The organism is Collinsella sp. HCP3S3_E11 (assembly GCF_052067375.1).
In the GTDB taxonomy this organism is placed as follows: Bacteria; Actinomycetota; Coriobacteriia; order Coriobacteriales; family Coriobacteriaceae; genus Collinsella.
In genome coordinates this window covers 36,050-57,208 of record NZ_JBQHQI010000003.1, presented here as the reverse complement: position 1 = coordinate 57,208, position 21,159 = coordinate 36,050, and the positions used below count along the sequence as shown (strand labels likewise).

The 21,159-nt window shown below is 60.3% G+C and carries 13 protein-coding genes; 6 read left to right on the top strand and 7 right to left on the bottom strand.

All coding sequences use genetic code 11. From position 1 onward, the window contains the following. The first annotated feature begins 126 nt into the window (after positions 1–126). From ACTM86_RS03305 to gltA, 5 genes are all read left to right on the top strand, one after another. Positions 127–1,113: a ribose-phosphate diphosphokinase gene (locus tag ACTM86_RS03305; RefSeq protein ID WP_441015266.1), complete on the top strand. Its 987-nt coding sequence runs from the start codon at positions 127–129 to the stop codon at positions 1,111–1,113. A gap of 746 nt (positions 1,114–1,859) precedes the next feature. After that, positions 1,860–2,696 (top strand): hypothetical protein, encoded by an 837-nt coding sequence (locus ACTM86_RS03300; RefSeq protein ID WP_441015264.1) that lies wholly within the window; start codon positions 1,860–1,862, stop codon positions 2,694–2,696. A 348-nt stretch (positions 2,697–3,044) separates the two neighbouring features. Continuing rightward, on the top strand, positions 3,045–3,674 hold the full coding sequence (gene pth / locus ACTM86_RS03295; protein ID WP_195838564.1) for an aminoacyl-tRNA hydrolase: 630 nt from the start codon (positions 3,045–3,047) through the stop codon (positions 3,672–3,674). Positions 3,675–4,033: 359 nt separating this feature from the next. Next, positions 4,034–4,873, top strand: coding sequence for a sulfide/dihydroorotate dehydrogenase-like FAD/NAD-binding protein (locus tag ACTM86_RS03290; protein ID WP_006235793.1), 840 nt, complete (start codon positions 4,034–4,036; stop codon positions 4,871–4,873). Next, on the top strand, positions 4,864–6,273 hold the full coding sequence (gene gltA, locus ACTM86_RS03285) for an NADPH-dependent glutamate synthase (RefSeq protein WP_441015262.1): 1,410 nt from the start codon (positions 4,864–4,866) through the stop codon (positions 6,271–6,273). Before ACTM86_RS03290 ends, gltA begins: the two co-directional genes overlap by 10 nt. 326 nt (positions 6,274–6,599) lie before the next feature. Here the strand turns inward: gltA and ACTM86_RS03280 are convergent, their stop codons facing one another. Both ACTM86_RS03280 and ACTM86_RS03275 read right to left on the bottom strand, forming a co-directional pair. Next, positions 6,600–13,202 (bottom strand): leucine-rich repeat protein, encoded by a 6,603-nt coding sequence (locus ACTM86_RS03280; RefSeq protein WP_441015260.1) that lies wholly within the window; start codon positions 13,200–13,202, stop codon positions 6,600–6,602. A gap of 337 nt (positions 13,203–13,539) precedes the next feature. Next, the gene (locus tag ACTM86_RS03275; RefSeq protein WP_441015258.1) at positions 13,540–15,525 is read right to left on the bottom strand and encodes a hypothetical protein; all 1,986 of its coding nucleotides are present in this window, start codon (positions 15,523–15,525) and stop codon (positions 13,540–13,542) included. A gap of 226 nt (positions 15,526–15,751) precedes the next feature. Between ACTM86_RS03275 and ACTM86_RS03270 the strand changes: the two genes are divergently transcribed. After that, on the top strand, positions 15,752–17,155 hold the full coding sequence (locus tag ACTM86_RS03270; RefSeq protein WP_441015256.1) for a helix-turn-helix transcriptional regulator: 1,404 nt from the start codon (positions 15,752–15,754) through the stop codon (positions 17,153–17,155). Positions 17,156–17,207: 52 nt separating this feature from the next. Here ACTM86_RS03270 and ACTM86_RS03265 read toward each other — a convergent pair whose 3' ends face one another. The 5 genes from ACTM86_RS03265 to ACTM86_RS03245 form a co-directional block, all read right to left on the bottom strand. Beyond that, positions 17,208–17,831, bottom strand: coding sequence for an AAA family ATPase (locus ACTM86_RS03265; protein ID WP_427717988.1), 624 nt, complete (start codon positions 17,829–17,831; stop codon positions 17,208–17,210). 173 nt (positions 17,832–18,004) lie between these two features. After that, positions 18,005–18,643 carry an amino acid ABC transporter permease gene (locus tag ACTM86_RS03260; protein WP_055285379.1) on the bottom strand — a complete coding sequence of 213 codons (639 nt, stop codon included), beginning with the start codon at positions 18,641–18,643 and terminating at the stop codon, positions 18,005–18,007. Between the two features lie 3 nt (positions 18,644–18,646). Further along, entirely contained in the window at positions 18,647–19,393 is a 747-nt protein-coding gene (locus tag ACTM86_RS03255; RefSeq protein ID WP_441015254.1) for an amino acid ABC transporter permease, read from the bottom strand. A 25-nt stretch (positions 19,394–19,418) separates the two neighbouring features. Beyond that, a complete protein-coding gene (locus tag ACTM86_RS03250) occupies positions 19,419–20,294 on the bottom strand; it encodes a transporter substrate-binding domain-containing protein (protein ID WP_427793746.1) in 876 nt (291 codons plus the stop codon). A gap of 8 nt (positions 20,295–20,302) precedes the next feature. Continuing rightward, positions 20,303–21,034 carry an amino acid ABC transporter ATP-binding protein gene (locus ACTM86_RS03245; RefSeq protein ID WP_055251548.1) on the bottom strand — a complete coding sequence of 244 codons (732 nt, stop codon included), beginning with the start codon at positions 21,032–21,034 and terminating at the stop codon, positions 20,303–20,305. Positions 21,035–21,159: the final 125 nt, after the last annotated feature.

The window sequence follows — 21,159 nt, the reverse complement described above, 5'->3', positions numbered from 1 at the left end:
GACCGATGAGTGGTCGGTTCGTGTCCGTTGACGGTAAAGACGTTATCAAGACCCCATAAACCCCGCCACGCGGTTACAATGCAACAAGGCATCTATATGGCATTCGATGTATAAAGGAGAAGGGTAATGCCGATTAATGATCCCGAGAAGTCGGAGAATATGCGCAAGTCCATCCGCGTGTATTCCGGTTCCTCCAACCGTCCCCTCGCTCAGAAGATCGCTGATTACCTTGGGGTCGAGCTTTCGGGCCTTACGCTAAAGCAGTTCGCCAACGGTGAGATTTACGCCCGCTACGACGAGACCGTCCGCGGCGCCGACGTCTTCCTGATTCAGTCCGTGGCCGGCGGCAACGTCAACGACATGCTCATGGAGCTGCTCATCGCCACCGACGCTGCCAAGCGCGCATCCGCCCGCTCCATCACTGCCGTCATCACCCACTACGGCTATGCCCGCCAGGACCGCAAGGCCGGCCCGCGCGAGCCCATCACCGCCCGCCTCGTCGCCAACCTGCTCGAGCGCGCTGGCGTCAACCGCATCATCACCCTCGACCTGCATCAGGGCCAGATTCAGGGTTTCTTCGATATCCCGGTTAACCACCTGTCTGCACTGCCGCTGTTTGGCCAGTACTACAACGACATGCACTTCGACACCGACAACCTGGTTGTCGTCTCCCCCGACGTGGGTCGCGCCAAAGCTGCCAAGAAGCTCTCCGACATGCTCGGCTGCAGCCTCGCCATCGCCCACAAGGGCCGTCCGCGCCACAACGCCGCCGAGGTCATGGGCATCATCGGTGACATCAAGGGCAAGACCTGCATCATCAATGACGACATGATCGACACCGCTGGCACCCTGTGCGCCAACGTCAAGGAGCTCAAGGCCATGGGTGCCGGCGACATCTACGTCTGCGCCACCCACGGCATCTTCTCGGGCCCGGCCATCGAGCGCCTGAACGACGCCCCCATCGTCGAGTGCCTCGTCACCGATGCCATCCCCGTCGAGGTTGGCGGCAAGATCAAGACCATCTCGGTCGCCGAGGAGTTCGCCGAGGCCATCTCTGCCGTTTACCACGAGGAGCCCGTCTCCACGCTCGTCGGCGGCGACTTCGCGCTGTAATCCAGCGCGCATCGCATCATCTCTGGTGTTTTTGAAGGGTCGGAGGCTCGCTTCCGACCCTTTTTTCTGCCCCTCGACAACCCGCCTTGGACAGTTAGTTCAGATTTGTATTAATGTGGCATTCGTTTGGGCCATTTAATGCGTCGAAAGCTCTCTTGCCGGCATAATTCCACTCGATTCCTCCACCTATGGATCTCTTCACCATGCCATTGGCCCCATTTTGCCCACCGAGTCCTTCAACAACGGCAATACACCCCGGTCACCTTGTACAAATCTGAACTAACTGTCCAGCACCCATCTCGGTAGATGCCTCCAGGGCCAACCCATCACTCCATTCTCCACTTTTCCAAGGCATTCCGTATGATGTCGTTACCGCCCGCGGCGCGCGACGCCCCTTTGAGCGAAAAGAACGGCACGGCCATATCATTTCGCCAACGGCTTAGTACCTTATAGCTATGACAACCGTAATTTCACACCTCTCCGCCCTCCGCGCAATTCGCCGCGCTCGACGGGCGTACTCCGCCCTTCCCTGGGACGCCATCGATGACGAGCAACAGACACAAGCCCTCGTAGGTTGCGTTCCCAACAAGGACGCCATAGACTTTGCGGCCCTTGCAATACTTGACGCCTGGAGCGAAGACGACTCCGAGCGTCTAGACCTCTTTGTTGCGAGCGGCAGCAACAGACGACCCGACGGACGGCTCCTCCAGCACACCATCACCGCCCCTCTCCCCCAGGGCGCGATCATGCACATCGAAGCCGACATCTACGCAACGTCTCCCGCCATGACGGCCATGCTTTGTTCCAAAAATGAATCGGTTGCCAAAACCTTGATGCTTCTCATGGAACTGCTCGGAACCTACTCACTTCCGCCCGAAGCAACTTACCCCATCGCCTACGACGACACGTGGCCCGAGGCCAACAGCTTCGAAACGATGGACGATCTCGACTGCCAGGGCGACCAACCGACACCCGAAAAGCAAGCCGAAACCCGCTACGAACAGGCGCACTACAAATGCGAGCCCGCCACAACCATCGAAGAGCTCGAGGCGGTCGCACGGTTTGCCAAAAGTAGTTCCTACGCCTCGTTTCGCACAGCTATCAAACTCGCCCGGGCCGGATCCGCATCCCCAGCGGAATCATTGATGTTCGCTGTCCTGGGCGCACCCATGCGCTTTGGCGGATTCGGGTGTTGCAGCCTGCCCATGGGAGGCCTGCTGCTCAACTATCGAATCGATTTCGACACCCTTGCGGTCAACATGTCCTCGGGCATCCCCTACGCCATCTGCGACTTATATTGCCCAGCCGCCGGAGTCGACAACGAATACAACGGAATTGGACATGAGCTTCAAAACGCTCGCATCCACGATGGCAATCGCAACAATGGCCTTAAGGCCATGGGTATCCACGTCCTGGTTATCAATCGTGACCAAATGAAGGACCTTGTTGCACTCGAAGCCTTCGCCCAGACGATGCATCGACTTGCGGGAGTTCGATTCCGCTACCGCATCAAGGGTTATCGCAAGCGTCAGGCCGCCTGGCTCAACGCCCTGCGGGCCGGAATCGGCCTCGCGCCGGTCTAAAAGACTTTTACCCAGTGTTACCGAGCATGGCTGGACAGTTAGTTCAGATTTGTATAAACAGACGGCTCATTTCGAGGTAGTTTGCCGCCATCCCGGCGCCAATCACCTCATTTGAAGACTCAAAAGATCTGAAATAGCACAAATTGTGCTCCCCAAAGCGCCGTGACAGTTCCGTGGCCCCGATTTTGGCAGTCAAAGATCTCTTGGTTTATACAAATCTGAACTAACTGTCCATCCCGGCTTCTGACGACTGTCCAAACGCCCTCATGCGGCCTCAATCACCCTCCATTTGACAGCAGCAACGGGGTCGCTCACCATAGCAGGCGACAAATCGATGAAAGGAAGCACATGGCAGCTGCACAGCCGCTTAAGATTCGCATGGTTGCCGGACTTGGCAACCCTGGCGATGAGTATGCCGAGACCCGCCACAACGCAGGCTTTAAGGCGATCGACGAGCTGGCGCGTCAGGCCGGCGTCACGTACTGGAAAAACCAGGCCGGCGCCGAGGTCGCGCTCATCAACATCAACGATCCAGAGGAAGAGGACGGCAAGCGCCAGATTGTGCTGGTCAAGCCGCAGTCGTACATGAACACCTCGGGCGGCCCCATCTCCAAGCTTTGCCGCGAGTACAAAATCAAGGCCGAGGAGCTGCTCGTAATCCACGATGAGCTCGACATTCCCGCCGGCGACGTGCGCGTCAAGGTGGGCGGCGGCCACGCCGGCCACAACGGCCTGCGTTCCATCATCGACAAGATGGGCAGCCGCGACTTTAGCCGCATCCGCACTGGCATCGGCAACCCTCCCGGCAAGATGGCTGTCGCCGACTACGTGCTCAAGCAGCTGCGCGCCCGCGAGGCCGAGGACTTCCAGGACACCTGCGCCCGCGCCGCCGACGCCGCCGGCCTGGCGATTGTGCACGGCGTAATCTATGCCCGCGACCACGTCAACGGCTCCGCCTCTGCCAACGGCAAGCACTAAAACCTACCAAAAAGGGATGTTTATTTTGGCAGGTTTTATATGCGAAAACGCCGCAGCGGCCGCATCGCAATAAACCCTGTGCCGACATACATACCCAACACCCCAAAAGGGGCCGGCCTCACCGATGTGCAAGGCCGGCCCCTTTTGTCGTTTTATCTGATAAAACCCGCCAAAATAAACCTGCCTCTTTGTGCTAGATCACTTTTCCCGCCTGCCAAAGATACACGTAAGCAACATGTCCATGAGGGTATAATTTACACCGTATGTCTGCACAACGCCTGTGCGCGTACGGTTTTATTCGGGCTGCCGTCCATTTCCGTGGAGGCACGGTTCGGTTGCCCTAACAAGAGAGGGGTTCTATGTATAAGATCCTGGAGAAGACGCAGTTCTCGGAGAAGGTGTTCAAGTTCCGCATCGAGGCGCCTGCAATCGCCAAGCATGCGCACGCTGGACAGTTCCTCATGGTTCGCGCCAACGAGACGGGCGAGCGCGTCCCGTTCACCCTGGCCGGCTGGAACGGTGACGAGGGCTGGGTCGAGTTCATCTTCATGGTGATCGGCAAGACCACCGAGATGCTTTCCACCTACGAGGCCGGCGAGTCGCTGCGCGACGTCGTGGGCCCGCTGGGCGTTCCCACCGAGATGGCCGAGGGCCCCTGCGCCGTCATTGGCGGCGGCGTCGGCCTGGCAATTGCCTTCCCGGTCGCCAAGCACCTGGTCGAGACCGGCCACGAGGTGCACGCCATCATGGGCGCTCGCACCAAGGACCTCCTGCTCATGGAGGACCAGTTCCGCGAGCTCCTCGACGAGGACCACATCCACATCACCACCGACGACGGTTCCTACGGCGAGCAGGGCGTTGTCACCGCTCCGCTGGAGCGCCTGCTGCAGGACAAGGCCGTGAGCCAGGTCTTCTGCGTCGGCCCCGTTCCGATGATGAAGTTCTCGACCCTCACCGCCCAGAAGTACGACACCCCCATCACCGCGTCGCTCAACCCCATCATGGTTGACGGCACCGGTATGTGCGGCTGCTGCCGCGTCGAGGTGGGCGGCGTGACCAAGTTTGCTTGCGTCGACGGCCCCGACTTCGATGCCACCCTGGTCGACTGGGATGACCTTCGTGCCCGCCAGGCCGCTTACCGTTCCGAAGAGGGCGAGTCCCTCAAGGCCTATGAGGAAAAGAGCTGCGCATGCCACTAGTTAACGGTCGTTTCGTTGCCGATATGAAGTCGCCCCGCACCCCCGATAACGAGGAGCCGGCCGCCGAGCGCGCCTGCGACTTCCGCCCCGTCGACAAGGGCTTCACCGAGGAGATGGCGCTGGCCGAGGCCGAGCGCTGCCTCAACTGCAAGAAGCCGTTCTGTGTTGAGGGCTGCCCCGTCAACATCAACATCCCCCGCTTTATCGAGCAGATCCGCGAGAAGGACTTTGGCGGCGCCCTCGATACCATCCGCGAGGACTCCATGCTGCCCGCCATCTGCGGTCGCGTCTGCCCGCAGGAGAACCAGTGCGAGGGCAAGTGCATCCGTGGTAAGAAGTCCGAGCCCGTGGCCATCGGCCAGCTCGAGCGCTTCCTGGGTGACCGCCCCGAGCTCGCCTCCACGCCCAAGATGGCTCCCAAGAACGGCAAGAAGGTCGCCGTCGTCGGCTCCGGCCCGTCCGGCATCACCTGCGCCGGCGAGCTCGCCCGTAACGGCTTCGACGTCACCGTCTTTGAGGCCTTCTTCACCGGCGGCGGCGTGCTGGTCTATGGCATCCCCGAGTTCCGTCTGCCCAAGGCAGTCGTCAAGCGCGAGATTGACGGTCTGGAGAACATGGGCGTCAAGTTTGAGTACAACTCCGTCGTGGGCAACATGGCCACGGCCGAGGAGCTGTTCGAGCAGGGCTTCGACGCCATCTACGTGGCAACCGGCGCTGGCCTGCCCAAGTTCCTCAACGTCCCCGGCGAGAACCTGCCCAACGTCTTCTTCGCAAACGAGTACCTCACCCGCGTGAATCTGATGAAGGCCAACAAGTTCCCCGAGTACGACACCCCCACCAAGCACGGCAAGAACGTCGTCGTCTTTGGCGGCGGCAACGTGGCTATGGACGCTGTCCGTACCGCCAAGCGCCTGGGCGCCGAGCACGCCATCATCGCCTACCGTCGTACCGAGGACGAGATGCCCTGCCGTCGCGCCGAACTGCACCATGCTAAGGCCGAGGGCGTCGAGGTTCTGCCGCTCGTCTCCCCGCTCGAGTTTGTCGCTGGCGAGGACGGCTCCGTGTGCGCCGTCAAGGTCCAGAAGATGGAGCTCGGCGAGCCCGACGAGTCCGGCCGTCGTCGCCCGGTGCCCATCGAGGGCGCCATCGAGGAGATCCCCTGCGACGTCGCGATCTCGGCTATCGGTACCAACGCCAACCCCTTCGCTGCCAAGATCGGCGGCAAGATGGAGCTCAACAAGTGGGGCTACATCGTTGCCGACGAGGAGACCGGCCAGACCACCGATCCCCGCATCTGGGCCGGCGGCGACATCGTCACCGGTGCCGCTACGGTCATTCTGGCGATGGGCGCCGGCAAGAAGGCCGCCGCTTCCATCACCAAGAGCCTGCTGGGCGAGTAACCACCTGCAGCGCTAGCCACCAAACGGCAAAGTCCCCGTCGGGCACACGCCCGGCGGGGACTTTTTTCTATGCCAGCCGCCCGACCACCATAAAGGGAACGGGCACCTTTGCGGTGGTTGAGGGCCTGGCCGGCGAACCGATTCCGACGTTTGTCTCAACCTGTAACAGTTAGAGACCAAATTCCTCGCTACGTGTTACAGATCGAGACGTTAGGTTGGCGGCCGAACAGTTCATCTCCATCTGTAACACTTGGGGTCCAAATATCTGGCTCGGTGTTACAGATTGAGATTTTGTTAAAGCCGAGGATGGGCGCCGCCGCCAAAACCTAGCGCTTGCGGCGCTTGGTCGCGGCGATGCCGGCGGTAGCTACGGTTGCGCCGGCGATGCCTAGGGCGGCGACCGTCATCACGGCGGAGTCACCCGTGCTGGCAAGCTCCGTGCCGCCGGACTTCTTGCCGTTCTTGCCCTTACCCTTGGACTTTTCCGTCGTCACCGTGGTCGTCGTCGAAGTCGAACTGCCCGCAGGGACCCCGGCCCCACCAGAGCCATCCGTACCGCCGCCCTGCCCGCCGCCGTCAGGCGTCGGCTCGGGCGTCGGCTCAGGCGCCGCCTCATCGGTCACCGTAATCGTAATGTTCAGACGCTCGGAATACTCGCTGTACGACATGCCAGGGCGCTGTGCCGCAATGCGCACATACATGTTGCTATCGAGCGCAATAGGCTCGGTGTACTTTACGCGGCCTTCGTCACGGCAGGGGCAGGTGTCGTTGGTGGTGTACCAAATCGTCGTGCCATCCTCGGCCGAAAGCTCTAGCTTCGTACCCTTGGGCACCGTAATGTAGTTCTCCTTGGGCGACCATGCACCAAACGTCGTCGCACCAATCGTCGCCACCGGTCGCGCCGGTCGCACCGCCTCGGCAGACACGCGAACGTCGACCTGCTTGGACAGCGCCGTGCCGTCAACCGCCGCCGTCAACGTCGTCAAACCGGGCAGAGCACCATGCAGCACAAACGTCGCCGCGCCGTCCTCGCCCGTCACGGCCTGGGTGGCATCGACAGAGCAGATAGCCGAGGACTCCAGCCCAACACTAACCTTGGCGCCCGCAAACGGCTTGCCCGCCTTATCGGTCACGTGCGCCACCAGCTCAAAGTCACTGCCCTCAAGCATGGTCACGGCCTGCTCCACGTTGAGCTTGAGCTTGTCGGCACGAACGCCCACGACAAGCTCGCCACTTGCCCAGCGCTCCATGGCCGTGCCGGCGTAGTTGCGAGCACCGTCGAGCTCAAGCGCCACCGTCGAGCCCGCCTCACACGCATCGGCATAGCGAATACGCAGCACGCGCGATAGCGGCTTGCCATTGGGATCGTCCTGCTTGTCGAGCCACGTATACGTCACGTCGCCCAAGCCCTGCGCGCACAATGCGACCAGGGCATCGTCGCTCGCATCCATATACTGCGCAAACTCAACCTCGATGCAATCGGTATAGGCATGGGCCGAAGCCACCTCGGGCGCCGCCGTCGACACCAAGCCAATGTTCACCTCAGTCTGAATCGGCGGTACGCGCAGCCAAGCGGAACGCGCTTCCTCATACCCGCCCTTGGTCACGCGCACCTGATACCAGCCGGTCGGCGTATTCCAGTTGTACGCACCGTCCGCACCCGTTGCAAGCGGATTGTCCTGCTCATACTCCTCGGCATCCCAACGCACTTCATTGGTACCGGCCGCATCGTCGGCGCTCCACAGCTCAACCGTCGCACCTTCAACCGTATTGGACAGCAGACCCTCGTACACCACGCCCGCAGGGTCGGGTGCTGCCTTGGCAGCCACATTGCGATAACGCGCCTCGAAGATCGACTGCATCTTCTCGTCCGAGATCAAGCCATCCTTGTTGGCCTTGTAGACCTCGGCATCGGTCAGCTCGCCCCAGTTGACCGTAATACGATTCTGGCACGCGCGCTCCACCTGCTCGCAGGCAACATCGTAGGCGCATTCGGCATTGGTCAACTTAACCGCGCGCTCCGAGCCCACGCTCGTCGAGGCCGCGTCATAGGCGGCGCCCACCACAGTACCCGCCGAGCCAGCCGTGAGCACGCCGGCGATCGTCATAATAGAGCCCACCGCCACATCGGTACTATCGTGGCAGAGCTGGCGATACAGCAGATCCTCAAACGCACGCGCCTTCTCCATGGCGTCACGCAGCGCGTAAATGCACTTCCAGTCGTCCTCGGTCTTCTCGGGCTTGGCAAGCAAGCGCGTATGCTGAAGCTCATAGCCCTCGCGCTCGCCCTTCAGCTTCTGCATGCGAACGTTCACGTTCTCCCAGTTCTTGCTGGCATCGTTCACGCCGTAAATGCCGGTAAAGATGCCGATGCCCTGGGTCGCCGCGGGAAACGCCTGTCCGGCCGCCTTCCACGCATCGGTCTTAAAGACCTGTCCGAACATCTCGCACTCGATCTTATAGCTCTTGAGCGAACGGATCGTGCGGATGAGCTTCATATGGGCGCTCACGTCGCCGTTGCGTTTCCAGGCCATGAGCCATCCGCGCACCTTGGAGTTGTTGAGGCTATGGACCACATCCCAGTTGTCGTACAGGTTGTCCAGAATATCGCACTGCATGGCGATCGAGTTAAACAGAAGCGCCTGGTTCTTGTTGTTATTGGAGTTCTCGATAAATTCCGACTCTATATAGGCCGTCTGCTCGCCATCGGGCGCGGCGACCTTAAAGCCCTTGATGGTATCGTCGTCAGCCGCCTTGTAGCTCAGCGAGCTGCCGAGCGCCTGGCCCAAATCGTTAAACCCGCTCGTCGACTGGCCGTTGTATTCGCTGGCCTTAATGCCCGCACACTTGTTGAGCGCCGCAGCGGTTGCGTCATTCCAGCTTCCGTATTGGTTGAGCCGGCCGATACCCATCGACTGGCCCACCAGATCCTCGGCCTGCTGGGCGATAAACTCCGCTCGCGATGCATGGTCGACGAGCTCCTTGATGGCGGCCGCATCCGCAGGGTTCGCACCCTGGGCCGCCGCGAGTTCCTGATACCAATCCTCGCTGGTGCCGTAAGCATCCTCAAAGATCATCTTGTCCACATTGACGCCATAGCTGTCGCCCTGCTGGGTCAGCAGCGCCGCCGACCCGCCGACCGCGGCCTTGAGCTCAGCCGCAAACTGCGCGGCCTCCTCGTTGCCAGCATCATCGCCCTCGCCGTCGCTGGCGGCAGGGGCGCGACGAGCCTTGCGGGCAGCTCCACCTTGGGCTTCGTCCTCTTTACCGTTCTCGTCCTCCTCGGCAAACGCATCGGCGACCATCCGGTCAATCGCGTCGTTAAAGGCCTTGTCGACATCATTAAACGAGTTATCCATCATATACTCGTGCCACTGCTGCACGGCATTCGAGAACTCCTGCTGGCGCTCCTCGGCCGCAGCGGAATGCTTTTTGGCCGAAGCTTTGGCGTCAAAACTCAGCATGGTCATAAGCTGGGCATTGGAGATGCGGTAGGTCTGCGGCATAAAGATCTGCTCAAAGTTGCCGCAGTTCACATAGGTCGAGTCATTCGCCTTGTTAAACTCGTCGAGCAGCTTAAGGTAGCCCTCGTCCACATACTCCGCCACATAGCGCACACGGGTGCCCTCGCGCGACTTTTGAGTCAGAGGAATCGTCACCGTCTTGCCATCCACGCAGTCCACGTACAGGTCGAGCGTATCGGCGGCCTCTTCGTTTCCCACCTCGAGCGTGATGTCAAAGGTCCAGTAGGCGTTCTTCTTTTGTGGCAGATGATGGAAGGTCCACAGGCTCTTGCCGGTGTCCTTGCCGTCCTTGACCAAGTTTTGCGTACCGCCACGATACGTCACATCAAAGCTCCAGACCGAAGCACCCGGAATATAGCGCACATAATTGCGAGCTGTTACCTCGGCAGCAGCGGCGGCAACATCGGTCGAGCCCACGCGCGCCTCGAGCGTCACACGCTCGGCGGCAAGCGTATCCTGCGGCAGGTCGTATTCAATCTTGGCACGGCCGAGTTTATTGGTCTTGCCGGTGTACTTTGGAGCCAACGAGCCCGTCCCCACGGTGAGCTGCACGCTCTTGCCCGGTGCCGCATAAACGTAGGCCACATTGCCCAGTAAGCTGTGAACGTCGGTGCTGTCGACCTCGATGCGCGATCCGCTAACCTCGAGTGTGGTGCTTCCCAGCGGCAATGTCACCTCACCCAGCGTAATGAGCGGCGAGACGGCATAGATGCCCGAGGACTTAGGCTTAAAGCGCACAAACACATCGGCACCCGCGCTCTTCTTCATATCGAGAACGAGGTTGTCGCCCTCCCAAGTTGTGTCAGCCCACATGGCATCGGAGCTGGCGCCGGCTTCGCGAGCGCCTGCGGACACATCCTCGACGGCATCCTTGGCCAGCGGAATCTCAATCTTGGCAGCTTGGCTGTCCTTGAGCTCGTAATGAATGCGCAGCTCGGTCTCCACGCCAACGACCGCGGACGAATCAGCGATAACCGAGCCTGCCGTCAGCCCGCGCTCGGCACGATAGGTCTCCACGTCAAACGTCGGCACGTCGAGCGTCACGTCGAGCCGTTTGCCGTCCTCGATCTTCACCTGTTTTTGCGCGATATGCTTACCCACGGTCAGTCCCAGGCGGCTAAACGTGGAATAGCTCGTCGCTTGGATGTCGTAGCTCGTCTTGTTAAAGGCGATGATGGTGTACGAACCGGCCTTAAGGCGCGGCGTCTCGGCCTTCATGATAGGCGTGGTGCCATCGTCTTCGTAACCCATCAAATAGGTGACGCCGTCGGCGACCAGCTTACCGTCGGACGTACGGAACACCAGCACGCGGTTGGCGCCCTGGTAGTCGCCCTTGGTCGTGACCGTCGCCGTGCCCCAGGGCTTCAAGTCGATATCGACCTTGCCGACCGAAGGCTTCACCGTCGCCGTCGCCCCACCCAGCTTGAGGCTGTCTTTGGGCTCGAGCGTTATCTCCAGATCCTGGTCCGCGTCGGCAATGGCCTGCGACACCACGAGCACTGTGCCCTGGATGCGGTAGTCGTTTTCCTTGTCGCCCTTGGCAGGCTTGAGCGTCTTGCCGCCGCTCTTCACCGTCAAATCGATGTTATCGAGACTATCGAGCTCAATGCGTTCGGTCTTATCCTGACCTGCGACCGGTTCGAGATAGCCCACGTTGAGCTCAATCGCGCGCGAAGCCGGAATCTTGGTAAAGTCCTCCGCCTTAATCTCCCCGATATTCCATGTGCCCGTCATCTGGTCGCCCGGGCGCGCCAGCACCATGTCATAGTAACCGCTGAGCGAAATGCGCAGCGTTGCTGCCGTCTTGGAGAGGACGTCGGCAGCAACGGAGCCGTCATCGCCAACCGTCAACGGCGTGGACTGCCCCGCCTGCACGAGCACGGCCGCCGCGCCCTGGGGAAGTTTGCCCGTGATTTGGGCGTCCTCGCCCATCCACTCAAAGGTATAGGCGGGACGCGTTGGGTCGGCCGAGTCCATGCGATCGGCGACGGCATCGGCAATCTTCTTGATCATCGAGGGGTTGCCCGCCGAGTCCGTCGCATAGGCATAGATGGTCTGGCCCTCGCTAAAAGGCATCAGGTAATCGACGCCATCGATCGTCACGTTGTTGGTGTACAGGCCCGCCTCTTCGAGCTTGATGTCGGGATTCATGACGCGCAGGGTCACCGCATTGTGGTTGGTGGTCGAGGTGCCGGCGCTGCTGGTATTACGCGTGTTGTCGAACGGCTCCAGATCAATCGACTGCACGCTCTTGGGCACAACGATTTCCTTACCGGCCAGCGCGGGATCGAGGTAAGTAAACGCGTGCGCTCCGATATATTTGACGCCATCGCCGATCGTCACCGACGACACATGCGAGCACCCGTCAAAGGCATAGCGCTCAATCCGCTCCACCGTGCCCGGCACGTTGATCTGCGTAAAGGTGAGTACCGTTGTGTCCGAGACATGGAACTGCGGCACGCCACAATTGGCAAAGGCACGATAGTCGATAGTCTTAACCGAAGGCGGCAGCGTTGCCACCACATTGTCGTCAAGTTGCTCGCAGCCCTCAAAGGCCTGCTCGGGAATCGTGGTAAAGGCCGCGTTGTTGGGCCAGGTCACCGTCTGAAGTGTCTTGCTCCCGGTAAACGCATTCCAGCCCAACTCCTCAACCGAATCGGGCAGTGCGATCTCTTTGATGCTGCTGCCGCCCAAGCCGCCAACCGAGCGGACGTGCGAATTCGAAGCGAAGGTAATCGATGTGAGCGCAGCGCTTCCCATACCCGTAAGGCTTACGACATGCTTGCCGTCGATGGTCGAGGGCACCTCCAACGTGGTAATGCCCGCGTCGCCATACTCGATAGAAATTTCGTTGGTGAGGCTATCGATCGAGAAGTAGTACTGCGCGGGGGTCTGCTCGCCGGCCATGTAGCCATCGTCGTCTTCGCCCTTTACGCCCGTGGCGCCCTTAGAGGTTGCCCAGAGTTCAAGTTTCTCGTTCCAGGTTGCCTCGGCACCGGAAGCCTCCTCTTGCTTCTGCTGCTCGGCGAGTTCCTTGCCCTCGACAAGATCGGTGGCGAGCGTACCCGCAGGTGTGCTCTCGGTCTGCCCGGCGCCCGTCAGGCCCGCCGCCGATGCAATCTCGGAAGCCGGGGGCGTAGGGGTGTCACCGGTATCGAGCACTGTGGGGTCGGCAGCGCCGGCATCGGGCGCGGGGTCGGCGGAAGCAGAGTCTGGCGTTTGGGCGTCAGCCGAATCGGCGGGGGCGGCGTCGACTGCCTGGCCGTTATCCGTCTGCACAAAAGTGCCGTCGGTGGTGAGGGTCTCGGCAAACGCGCCCGCGGGCAACGAACCCGTCACCATGGTGAGGGTCACCGCGACAACGGTCAGGCGGCGGCAAAGCGCTCGAACAGCAGTCCACCTCATGGTCGTTCCTTTCCTGCAAACCAAAAGTCATCCAGCGTAATCGTTGTCCAAAAACAAAGCGAACGGTAGGTTCATATATACGAACCTACCGTTCTACCTGCGCAAACCGCCACAAAGGGGACAGGCACCTTTGTGGCGGTTCTGGACTTGGCCGGCCAGTTTGTCTCAATCTGTAACAGTTAGAGGTCAAATCCCCCGCTTGGTGTTACAGATCAAGACGTTAGATTGACGGCCATTCGGCTCATCTCAATCTGTAACATCTAGAACCGTTTTGGGCAGTTTGGTGTTACATATTGAGATCTTGCAAAATCCGAGGATGGGCGCTGCCACCAAAAACCTAGCGCTTGCGGCGCTTGGTCGCGGCGATGCCGGCCGCGGCAACGGTTGCACCGGCGATGCCCAGGGCAGCAACCGTCATCGCGGTGGTATCCCCCGTGGCGACTAGAGCGATATCGGGCTTCTTGGCCGGCGTGGCTTTCTCAGCCGTCTTGGTCGGGGTAGTTGTCGCGACCGGCTTTGTCGCGGGCTTGGTCTCGGGTTTCACCTCAGGCTGCGGCGCTGGCTTCTCGGGATCGACCGGGGCTGGCGTGGCCTCGGGCGTAAACGTCAGGTTGGTGCTCAGCCATAGCGTGTAGATCCAACCGCTCTCGGGATCAACCACACTCGCTTCGTCCATCTGGTAGCCGCACTCCTGGCCGTTGATCACCAGCTTGGTGTCGGGCGTGAAGTAGAAACCGCGTGCGGACTTGAGGTAGATGCCGTAGCGATAGGTCACGCCAGGCTTAAAGGCGTCGATGTGGTTGGTGATGTGCTGGTCCCAGAACTCAACGGAATTTACTTCGCTGCCGTCGCTGCCCGTCCAGAACTCGCACTGGAGAATAGAGTCGGAACCCGCCGGAGTACCCGCCGTAAAGACCGGCCTGTCGCCCGCCTTAAAGGTGGTCATGGCACCGCTAATCTCGATAAGATCGATTGCCCGCCACTCATCAATCGGAGCCTCGCACAGCATATTGTCAGCGTTTGGCGCGAAGACACCGTTGGCGGTCTTGATATGGGGCACCCAACGGCCGTTGACGTTCATTTCGCAGTCATCGGCCACGGTATTGTCGCCCTTGAGCCTCAGCTCAACGGAGTACATGTATAACTTGCCCTCTTCGAAGTACTCGATCCTCCTCGCGCCCGTCGGATACTTGGCAGGATCGGAATACCAGAAGGCAACGGGCCTGAGCTCCGCAGGGTCGCTGCCATCCATCTCCTCCCAGCACTCATACGCGATCTCGTACTTGTCGGCATCGGCAGCGGGGATCGTCGCGGTCGCGCGCGGTGCCTCGCCGGGCGCGTAGTCGGTCTTCACGTCGTTGACGTTCAGATTCTCGAGGGCTTCGTTTTCCGATGCATCAAGCGTAATTTCGCTATTGATGGCGTAGCGGAGGTAATAGTCGTCCCTGGTTTCGTTGAGGGTAATCGAGCTGCCCGCGTAGCTGTTGTCACCTTCATAGTCGGTGCCATAGTCAGTTCCGGTATACGTCAGTGCCGCGCCAATATAAAGAACCTCATTGCGCGTGAGTCGATACGAGCCGCCTGCCGCGCCACCCGTAAAGGTCAGCGTCAGCCTCATGTGATCGCCAACAGGCTCAAAGTGAGCCGTCACATCGGACATAGATGTGTCCTGGACTTCAGCCAGGGTGCCCGAAACAGCATCGGCCCGGTAGTACTTTGTTTCGACAAGTTCGCAGAGCGGCTTATCCGGCATGCCGCCCTCAACATCGGGAAAATCATAGGTATACGACTGGCCCTTTTCGAGTGTGACATTGCTCGGAAGCACGCAGTCCGTGTAGTGGGGAACCACGGTCGTATTGACCCTAACGCCGCTCCCGCCTGTCACATCGGTCACGCCACAGGGCATGATGGCGTCGATTGCCGGAGTGGCGGCGTTGTCGCTGGGGGTGTTTTGTTCAGCGGGTGTCGCATCGTTCGCCGTTGCCGCTGATGCGTCCTGCTGAGCCTGCTGAGGTTCTGCCGTGGATTGCGCCACCGGAGCCGCGTCAGTCATCGGCGCAGCCGGGGCCACCGGTACCGGCGCCGGAGCCGCCGTATCCTCCGCAACCGTCGGCGTCACCGGAGCTGCGGCAACCTCGTCCGCCGCAGCGACAGGATCGGCACATTCCGTCGCCAGCGCCACGCTCGGCAGCAACAGCTGGCCAACCATAAGCGCACACGCACCAACGCCGGCAATCCTCACGCCCGCGCAGCGCCAAGTTCCATGAATGAGCGAGCAGGTGCGCTCATGCTGAGTTTGCTCATCAAAGTGGCTTCCGCACATAACGCCCTCCTTGGTCGTAGGGACATACCGCCACAAAGGTGCCCGTCCCCTTTGTGGTGGTCCTGTAGCACCAAGATGTGTCAAATGACTCCGTATACCTAGGTTCGTAGATGCGAACCTGGGACTCTACCTGCGATTTAATTCAATATGATTTCGCCATCGCCGCACTCGTCCCGGGAACGCTACAATCGAGGACACGATTATTCGTCCACCCAAAGGACCGTCCTTGAACCTGAGCAAGTCTAAAATCAACGCGCTTCTGGCACTCGCGCTCTTCACCTTCGCCTTCCTTGCCGCCGAGTTTCGCTTCGACGTCAACGTCGGGCTGCTCGCCGATGCCGAACGCGTTGTAATCGCACAGGGCTTTATTCTGGGTGCGAGCGTGCTCGGCTTTATCGGGTACGCCCCGCTGCTCGGGCTCGCACAGCGCAAAGGCCACTCACTGGCAGCCGCCAACGCCGCTGTTCCCATCGCCATCCTGGGATTGACCCAGGTCCAGTCCCCCACAAGCCCGCTTGCGCTCGAGATTCTGGGATGTCTCGCATTCCTCGGACTCGGCCTACTGGGCGCCGCGGCGCACCACGCATTCTCGATGGCGTTCCAAGATGACCCAAAACTCGCCACCGGCGCCGGAGCGGCCTATGCCGCAGGCATCCTGATGCAGTTCGCGATCAACCTGCTCGACTGCGGCGGCATCGCGGAGCTCATCGTTCTTGGCACGGCGACGATCGTCATCTCCGCCCTCAGCGCCGCTCCCCAAGCGACAGACAGGGGCGCAAGTCGCACCATCAATCCCTTAGCCGAGCCCTCACGCGCCCTCGCCAAACAGGCGTGCTGGAGCATCGCACTCGTCATGATTCTCGCCTGCTTGTTCTCCACCCTCGACAACGTCGTCACGTTCTCAAACGCCCACGGCACCATTGCCGTGCAAACCTGGCCACGCCTCTTTTTGGCAGCGAGCGGTCTGCTTGCCGGTATCATCTTTGACCTTGCCGAGCGTCGCTATATGGGACTCGTCATGCTCGGCGTCACGGTGCTTTCCAGCATTTCGATCTTGGCCGTGGAAGCCGGCGCCGACCCCAACTTGGGCCTCATCGTCTTTTACCTGAGTTCAGGCTTTTTCGTCACGTTCTTCACCACCACGTTTACACAGCTAGCGCCGCGCATGCACGCGCCCGCCTTATGGGCCGGCATGGGTCGCGCGGCCAACAACGTATGCGCGTTCACTACATCGAGCATCTCGCTTACCCTCGTGACCTCGGGCAACGTTGCCCTCATCCTGATCGGTGCACTCGTCTTGCTCGTCGCCGCCTGCGCGGCATTCGTGGCAGCCGGCCTGTTCCGTCTACCCCAAACCGGGCAGGAGCGCGAACGCGAGCAGCTGGCAGAAGAAGCACTCGCCGCCCCCACCATCGAGGAGCAGCGTCAGGCCTTCATCACCAACCACGCCCTCACCCCGCGCGAAGTCGACGTGCTCATGGCTGTAACCCAAGACGAACGCCCGCTCAAGCAGGTCGCCGAGGAACTCGGTATCTCGATGCGCATGGTACAGCGCCACCTGAGCTCTATCTACCAAAAGACCGACACGCAGACGCGCGCCGGTCTCACCAAGGCCTTCCCCTCCGCCTAAAACAAAAGCCATCACAAAGGTGCCTATCCCCTTTGTGATGGCTTTTGGTCGGCTAGCCTTCGAGCTGAGCCACCTTGTAGCGGTAGGCAGCGGCGATGACGTCTTTGCAGCCCTCGCGGCCCAGCTTGGCGCGGTTGACGACGATATCCTTGCCACTCGTCATCTTCCACTTTCCGGCGCTGTAGCGCTTATAGAACGCCTCGCGTGCCTTCTGCTGCTGTTTGACCAGCTTGGCGCCCTTCTTTTTGTTGAGCCCACGCTTCTTGCGCACGATCTCGACGCGGTCCTCAAAGGGTGCGGTCACCAACACGGCAATGTGATTAGGGTTGTTACGCAACAGGTAATCGGACAGGCGGCCCTCGATAATGCAGCTCTCGGTCTCGCCCAGGTCCAAAATCACCTGGCTCATCTTTTGGAACAACTTGTCCGAGTACGAACGCGCATCGTAGCGGTCGGGCAGAAACGCCATGTTCTCCACGGCCAGGCGCTCGTCATAGGCGGCCATCTTATCGAGCGACTCACCCGCGCGCATCGACGCACGCACCAGCAGCTCGTTGTCGTACAGCGGAATTCCCAGCTCATTGGCGAGCATGCGGCCAATCTCGTGGCCCTCGGCGCCAAAGTCGCGCGCGATGGTAATGACCACAGGATTCTTCTTGTTCTCCAGATCGCTCATCGCGATTCCTTTCTCTATGTGACAAAGGGACAGTCCCTTTGTCACATTCATTTTGCCCCCACCTTCGTCCTGGTTTCCCAAGTGCAGCAGATTGCCCCGAAAGAGGAGCGCCGCGTACTAAATGTACGCAAGCGACGATTGAGGGGCAAGGTGCCGTGCTTGGGGAAGCAGGACTATGCGGCCACAATGCGACGTTGATATGCCCTCACCAGCAGCGAGATACCAAAGTTGAGCACAAAGTACATCGCAAACACCAGGCCGTAGAGCATAAGCACCTGCGACAGGTCGATCGCGTGGGCCATCACGACGTTTGCCGTGTACATGAGCTCGGCCACGTTAATGCCCGAAAGATACGAGCTGTCCTTGATGACAGTCGTGCACTGGCTAAACAGCGCCGGAATGATCGTCTTAAACGTCTGCGGCAGAATGATGTAGCGCATGGTGGCAAAGAAGCCAAAGCCCTGGCTCTGCGCCGCCTCAAACTGGCCGCGTGGAATCGAGTTGAGGCCGCCGCGCACAATCTCGGCCATAACAGCGCTGGTAAACAGCGTAAAGGCGATGGTCGAAATCACAATGTCCAAACCCTGCACCGTAAAGTAGATAAACAGGATCCACAGCAAGTTTGGCGTGCAACGGAACAGCTCGATATAGGCGCTCACCAAAATACGGAATGGACGGGGCGCGTAGCTTTTAACGAGCGCCAGCACCGTGCCAAAGATGAGCGAGAAAAAGATCGACAGCGCCGAGATCTCGATTGTCTTAACAAAGCCGCCCCAAATGTAGAGCAGGTTGGTCGCGTTGAAGATTTCCATGCGCTAGGCCTCCTCTACGTTGTCGAGCCCCAGCTCGGCCAGGCTCACGCCGCGCGGGCGCTCCTTGGAGCGGCGCTCGAGCCACTGCACCAGCATGGCGAGCGGAAAGCAGATGATGAAATACATAAGGCAGCAGATGATGTATCCCTGCAGGTACCCGTACAGACTCACAAAGTTGTCGGAACGGTACATAAGGTCGCCGCCGGCCACAAGCGCCAACACCGACGTGTTTTTGACCAGGTTGAGTGCCTGGTTACACAGCGGCGGCAGAATGATCTTGAACGTCTGGGGCAGCACGATGTAGCAGTATGCCTGCGCACGGGTGAAGCCCTGGCTCTGGGCCGCCTCCATCTGGCCACGCGGAACGGCCTCGATACCGGTACGGATGACCTCCGAAATGTAGGCAGCATGATACAGGCCCACGCCCAAGAAGCCCAGCACAAACGGCGCGATACGCACCGGCTGGTCGGCACCGGTTATGGCCTGCAAAAACTGCGGACCGGCCATGTACATAAAGAGCACCTGCACGGGCAGCGGGGTATTCTGGTAAAACTCCACGTACACGCGGCTTATGGCGCGCAGAACGCGAGAACGAGTGGTAGAGAACACGCCCAGCAGCGTGCCCAGCACCAGCGACAGCAGCAGGCCGGCAACGACCACCTGCATCGTCACGCCAAAGCCCTCCCAGAAGGGCCCCATGTTTTGGAATGTCGTCGACCAGCGGTCGGCGTCAAACAATCCTTCGAGCATTTGATTCCTTCCTTGGACGATGCGCCTATACAAGACCCCAGGTCTTGACCTCTTGGTCGAGCCAGCCGTCGGCCAGGCGATCGCATATCACCTGATCGACCACGGCCGAAAGATCGCAGCCCTTCTTGGTCGCCACGCCGTAGCCCTGCTCGCCAAACTTGACCTCGGGTTGCAGCAGCTCAACGGTCTCGTTCATGTAACCGGCCAGCGTGGAGCGGTCCATGGCAAAGACGTCGATGTTGCCGGCATCGAGCGAACTCTTGATGATGGGGTAGCCGCTAAAGGCCCTAAACTCGGGCTCGCAGCTAAAGCCGTTGTCCTTGATCATCTGCTCGATCAGGCCCTGCGTGGTGGCACCCTGGCTCACGCCAATGACCTTGCCGTCCAGGTCCTCAATCGAGGTAAAGCCCGAACGCTTCTTGACCATGAGTCCCACGTAGTCGGTGCGGTACGGCGTCGAGAAATCCCAGCTCTTCTTGCGCTCGTCGGTGATGGTGTAGGTCGCCGCGACCACGTCGAGCTGGCCGTTATCGATCAGCGGGCCGCGCGTCTTGGGCGTTACGTCGGTAAACTCGACAAGCTCCTGGGCGCGGGCATCCTTGTAGCTCACGCCAAAGACGGCAGCGGCGATCTGGTAGCACAAATCGACCTCCATGCCCTCAAAGCGGCCCTTGGCGGTGTCGTAATAGCCGTAGCCAGGAACGTCCTTCTTAACGCCGGCGTTCAGATGGCCACGCGACTTGATGGCCGCAAGCTTAGACCCCTTGTCGGAGCCCTCGCCGACGGTGGAGTTGCCGCAACCGGCAAGCGCGGTCCCCGTCAGCGCGAGCATACCGGCGCCCGCCAGCTGCAAAAAGTGGCGGCGCGACACGGCCGCCCTCGTCATATCCGTCATGTCCATCACCGCGCCTAGTGCAGAATCTTGGACAGAAACTCGCGGCAGCGCGGGTTCTCGGGGTTATCGAAGAAGTGCTCGGGTGTGCCCTCCTCTAGGATACGGCCGTCCTCCATAAAGATGACGCGGTCGGCCACCTGGCGCGCAAAGCCCATCTCGTGCGTCACGCAGATCATGGTGATATCCTCCTGCGCGAGCTCAATCATAACGTCCAGGACTTCCTGGACCATCTCGGGGTCGAGCGCCGAGGTCGGCTCGTCAAACAAGATGATGGGCTGCTTGGTGCACAGGGCACGGGCAATGGCGATGCGCTGCTGCTGACCGCCCGAGAGGTTCTGCGGATACTCGCCGGCCTTATGCGCCATGCCGACGCGCTTGAGCGCGGCGATGGCGATCTCGGTCGCCTCCTCCTTACTCTTCTTTTGCAGCTTGATGGGCGCGAGCGTCAGGTTGCCCAGCACCGTCATGTTGGGATATAGGTTGAACTGCTGAAACACCATGGAGCTGTACTTGCGAGCCATCTCCAGGTGATTCTTTTTGGTGAGCGGCGTACCGTCGATGATGACCTCGCCCGACGTGGGCTCCTCCAGATAATCGACGCAACGGATGAGCGTGGACTTGCCCGAGCCGGAAGGCCCGATCATTACGAGCTTCTCGCCGCGCTTGACGGTGAGGTTGATATCTTTGAGCACATGCAGGTCGCCAAAGTACTTGTTGAGATGCTTGATCTCGATCATGTCTGCCATGAATATCCCTTCCCTGCGCTTACACGAATTGCTCTATTTTACGGAAAGAACCACGTTTCCGCAGCCCACACTACATTCCCGTAAAGAACCCGCAACCTTTAACCCGCTCATTGGGGACCACTCAT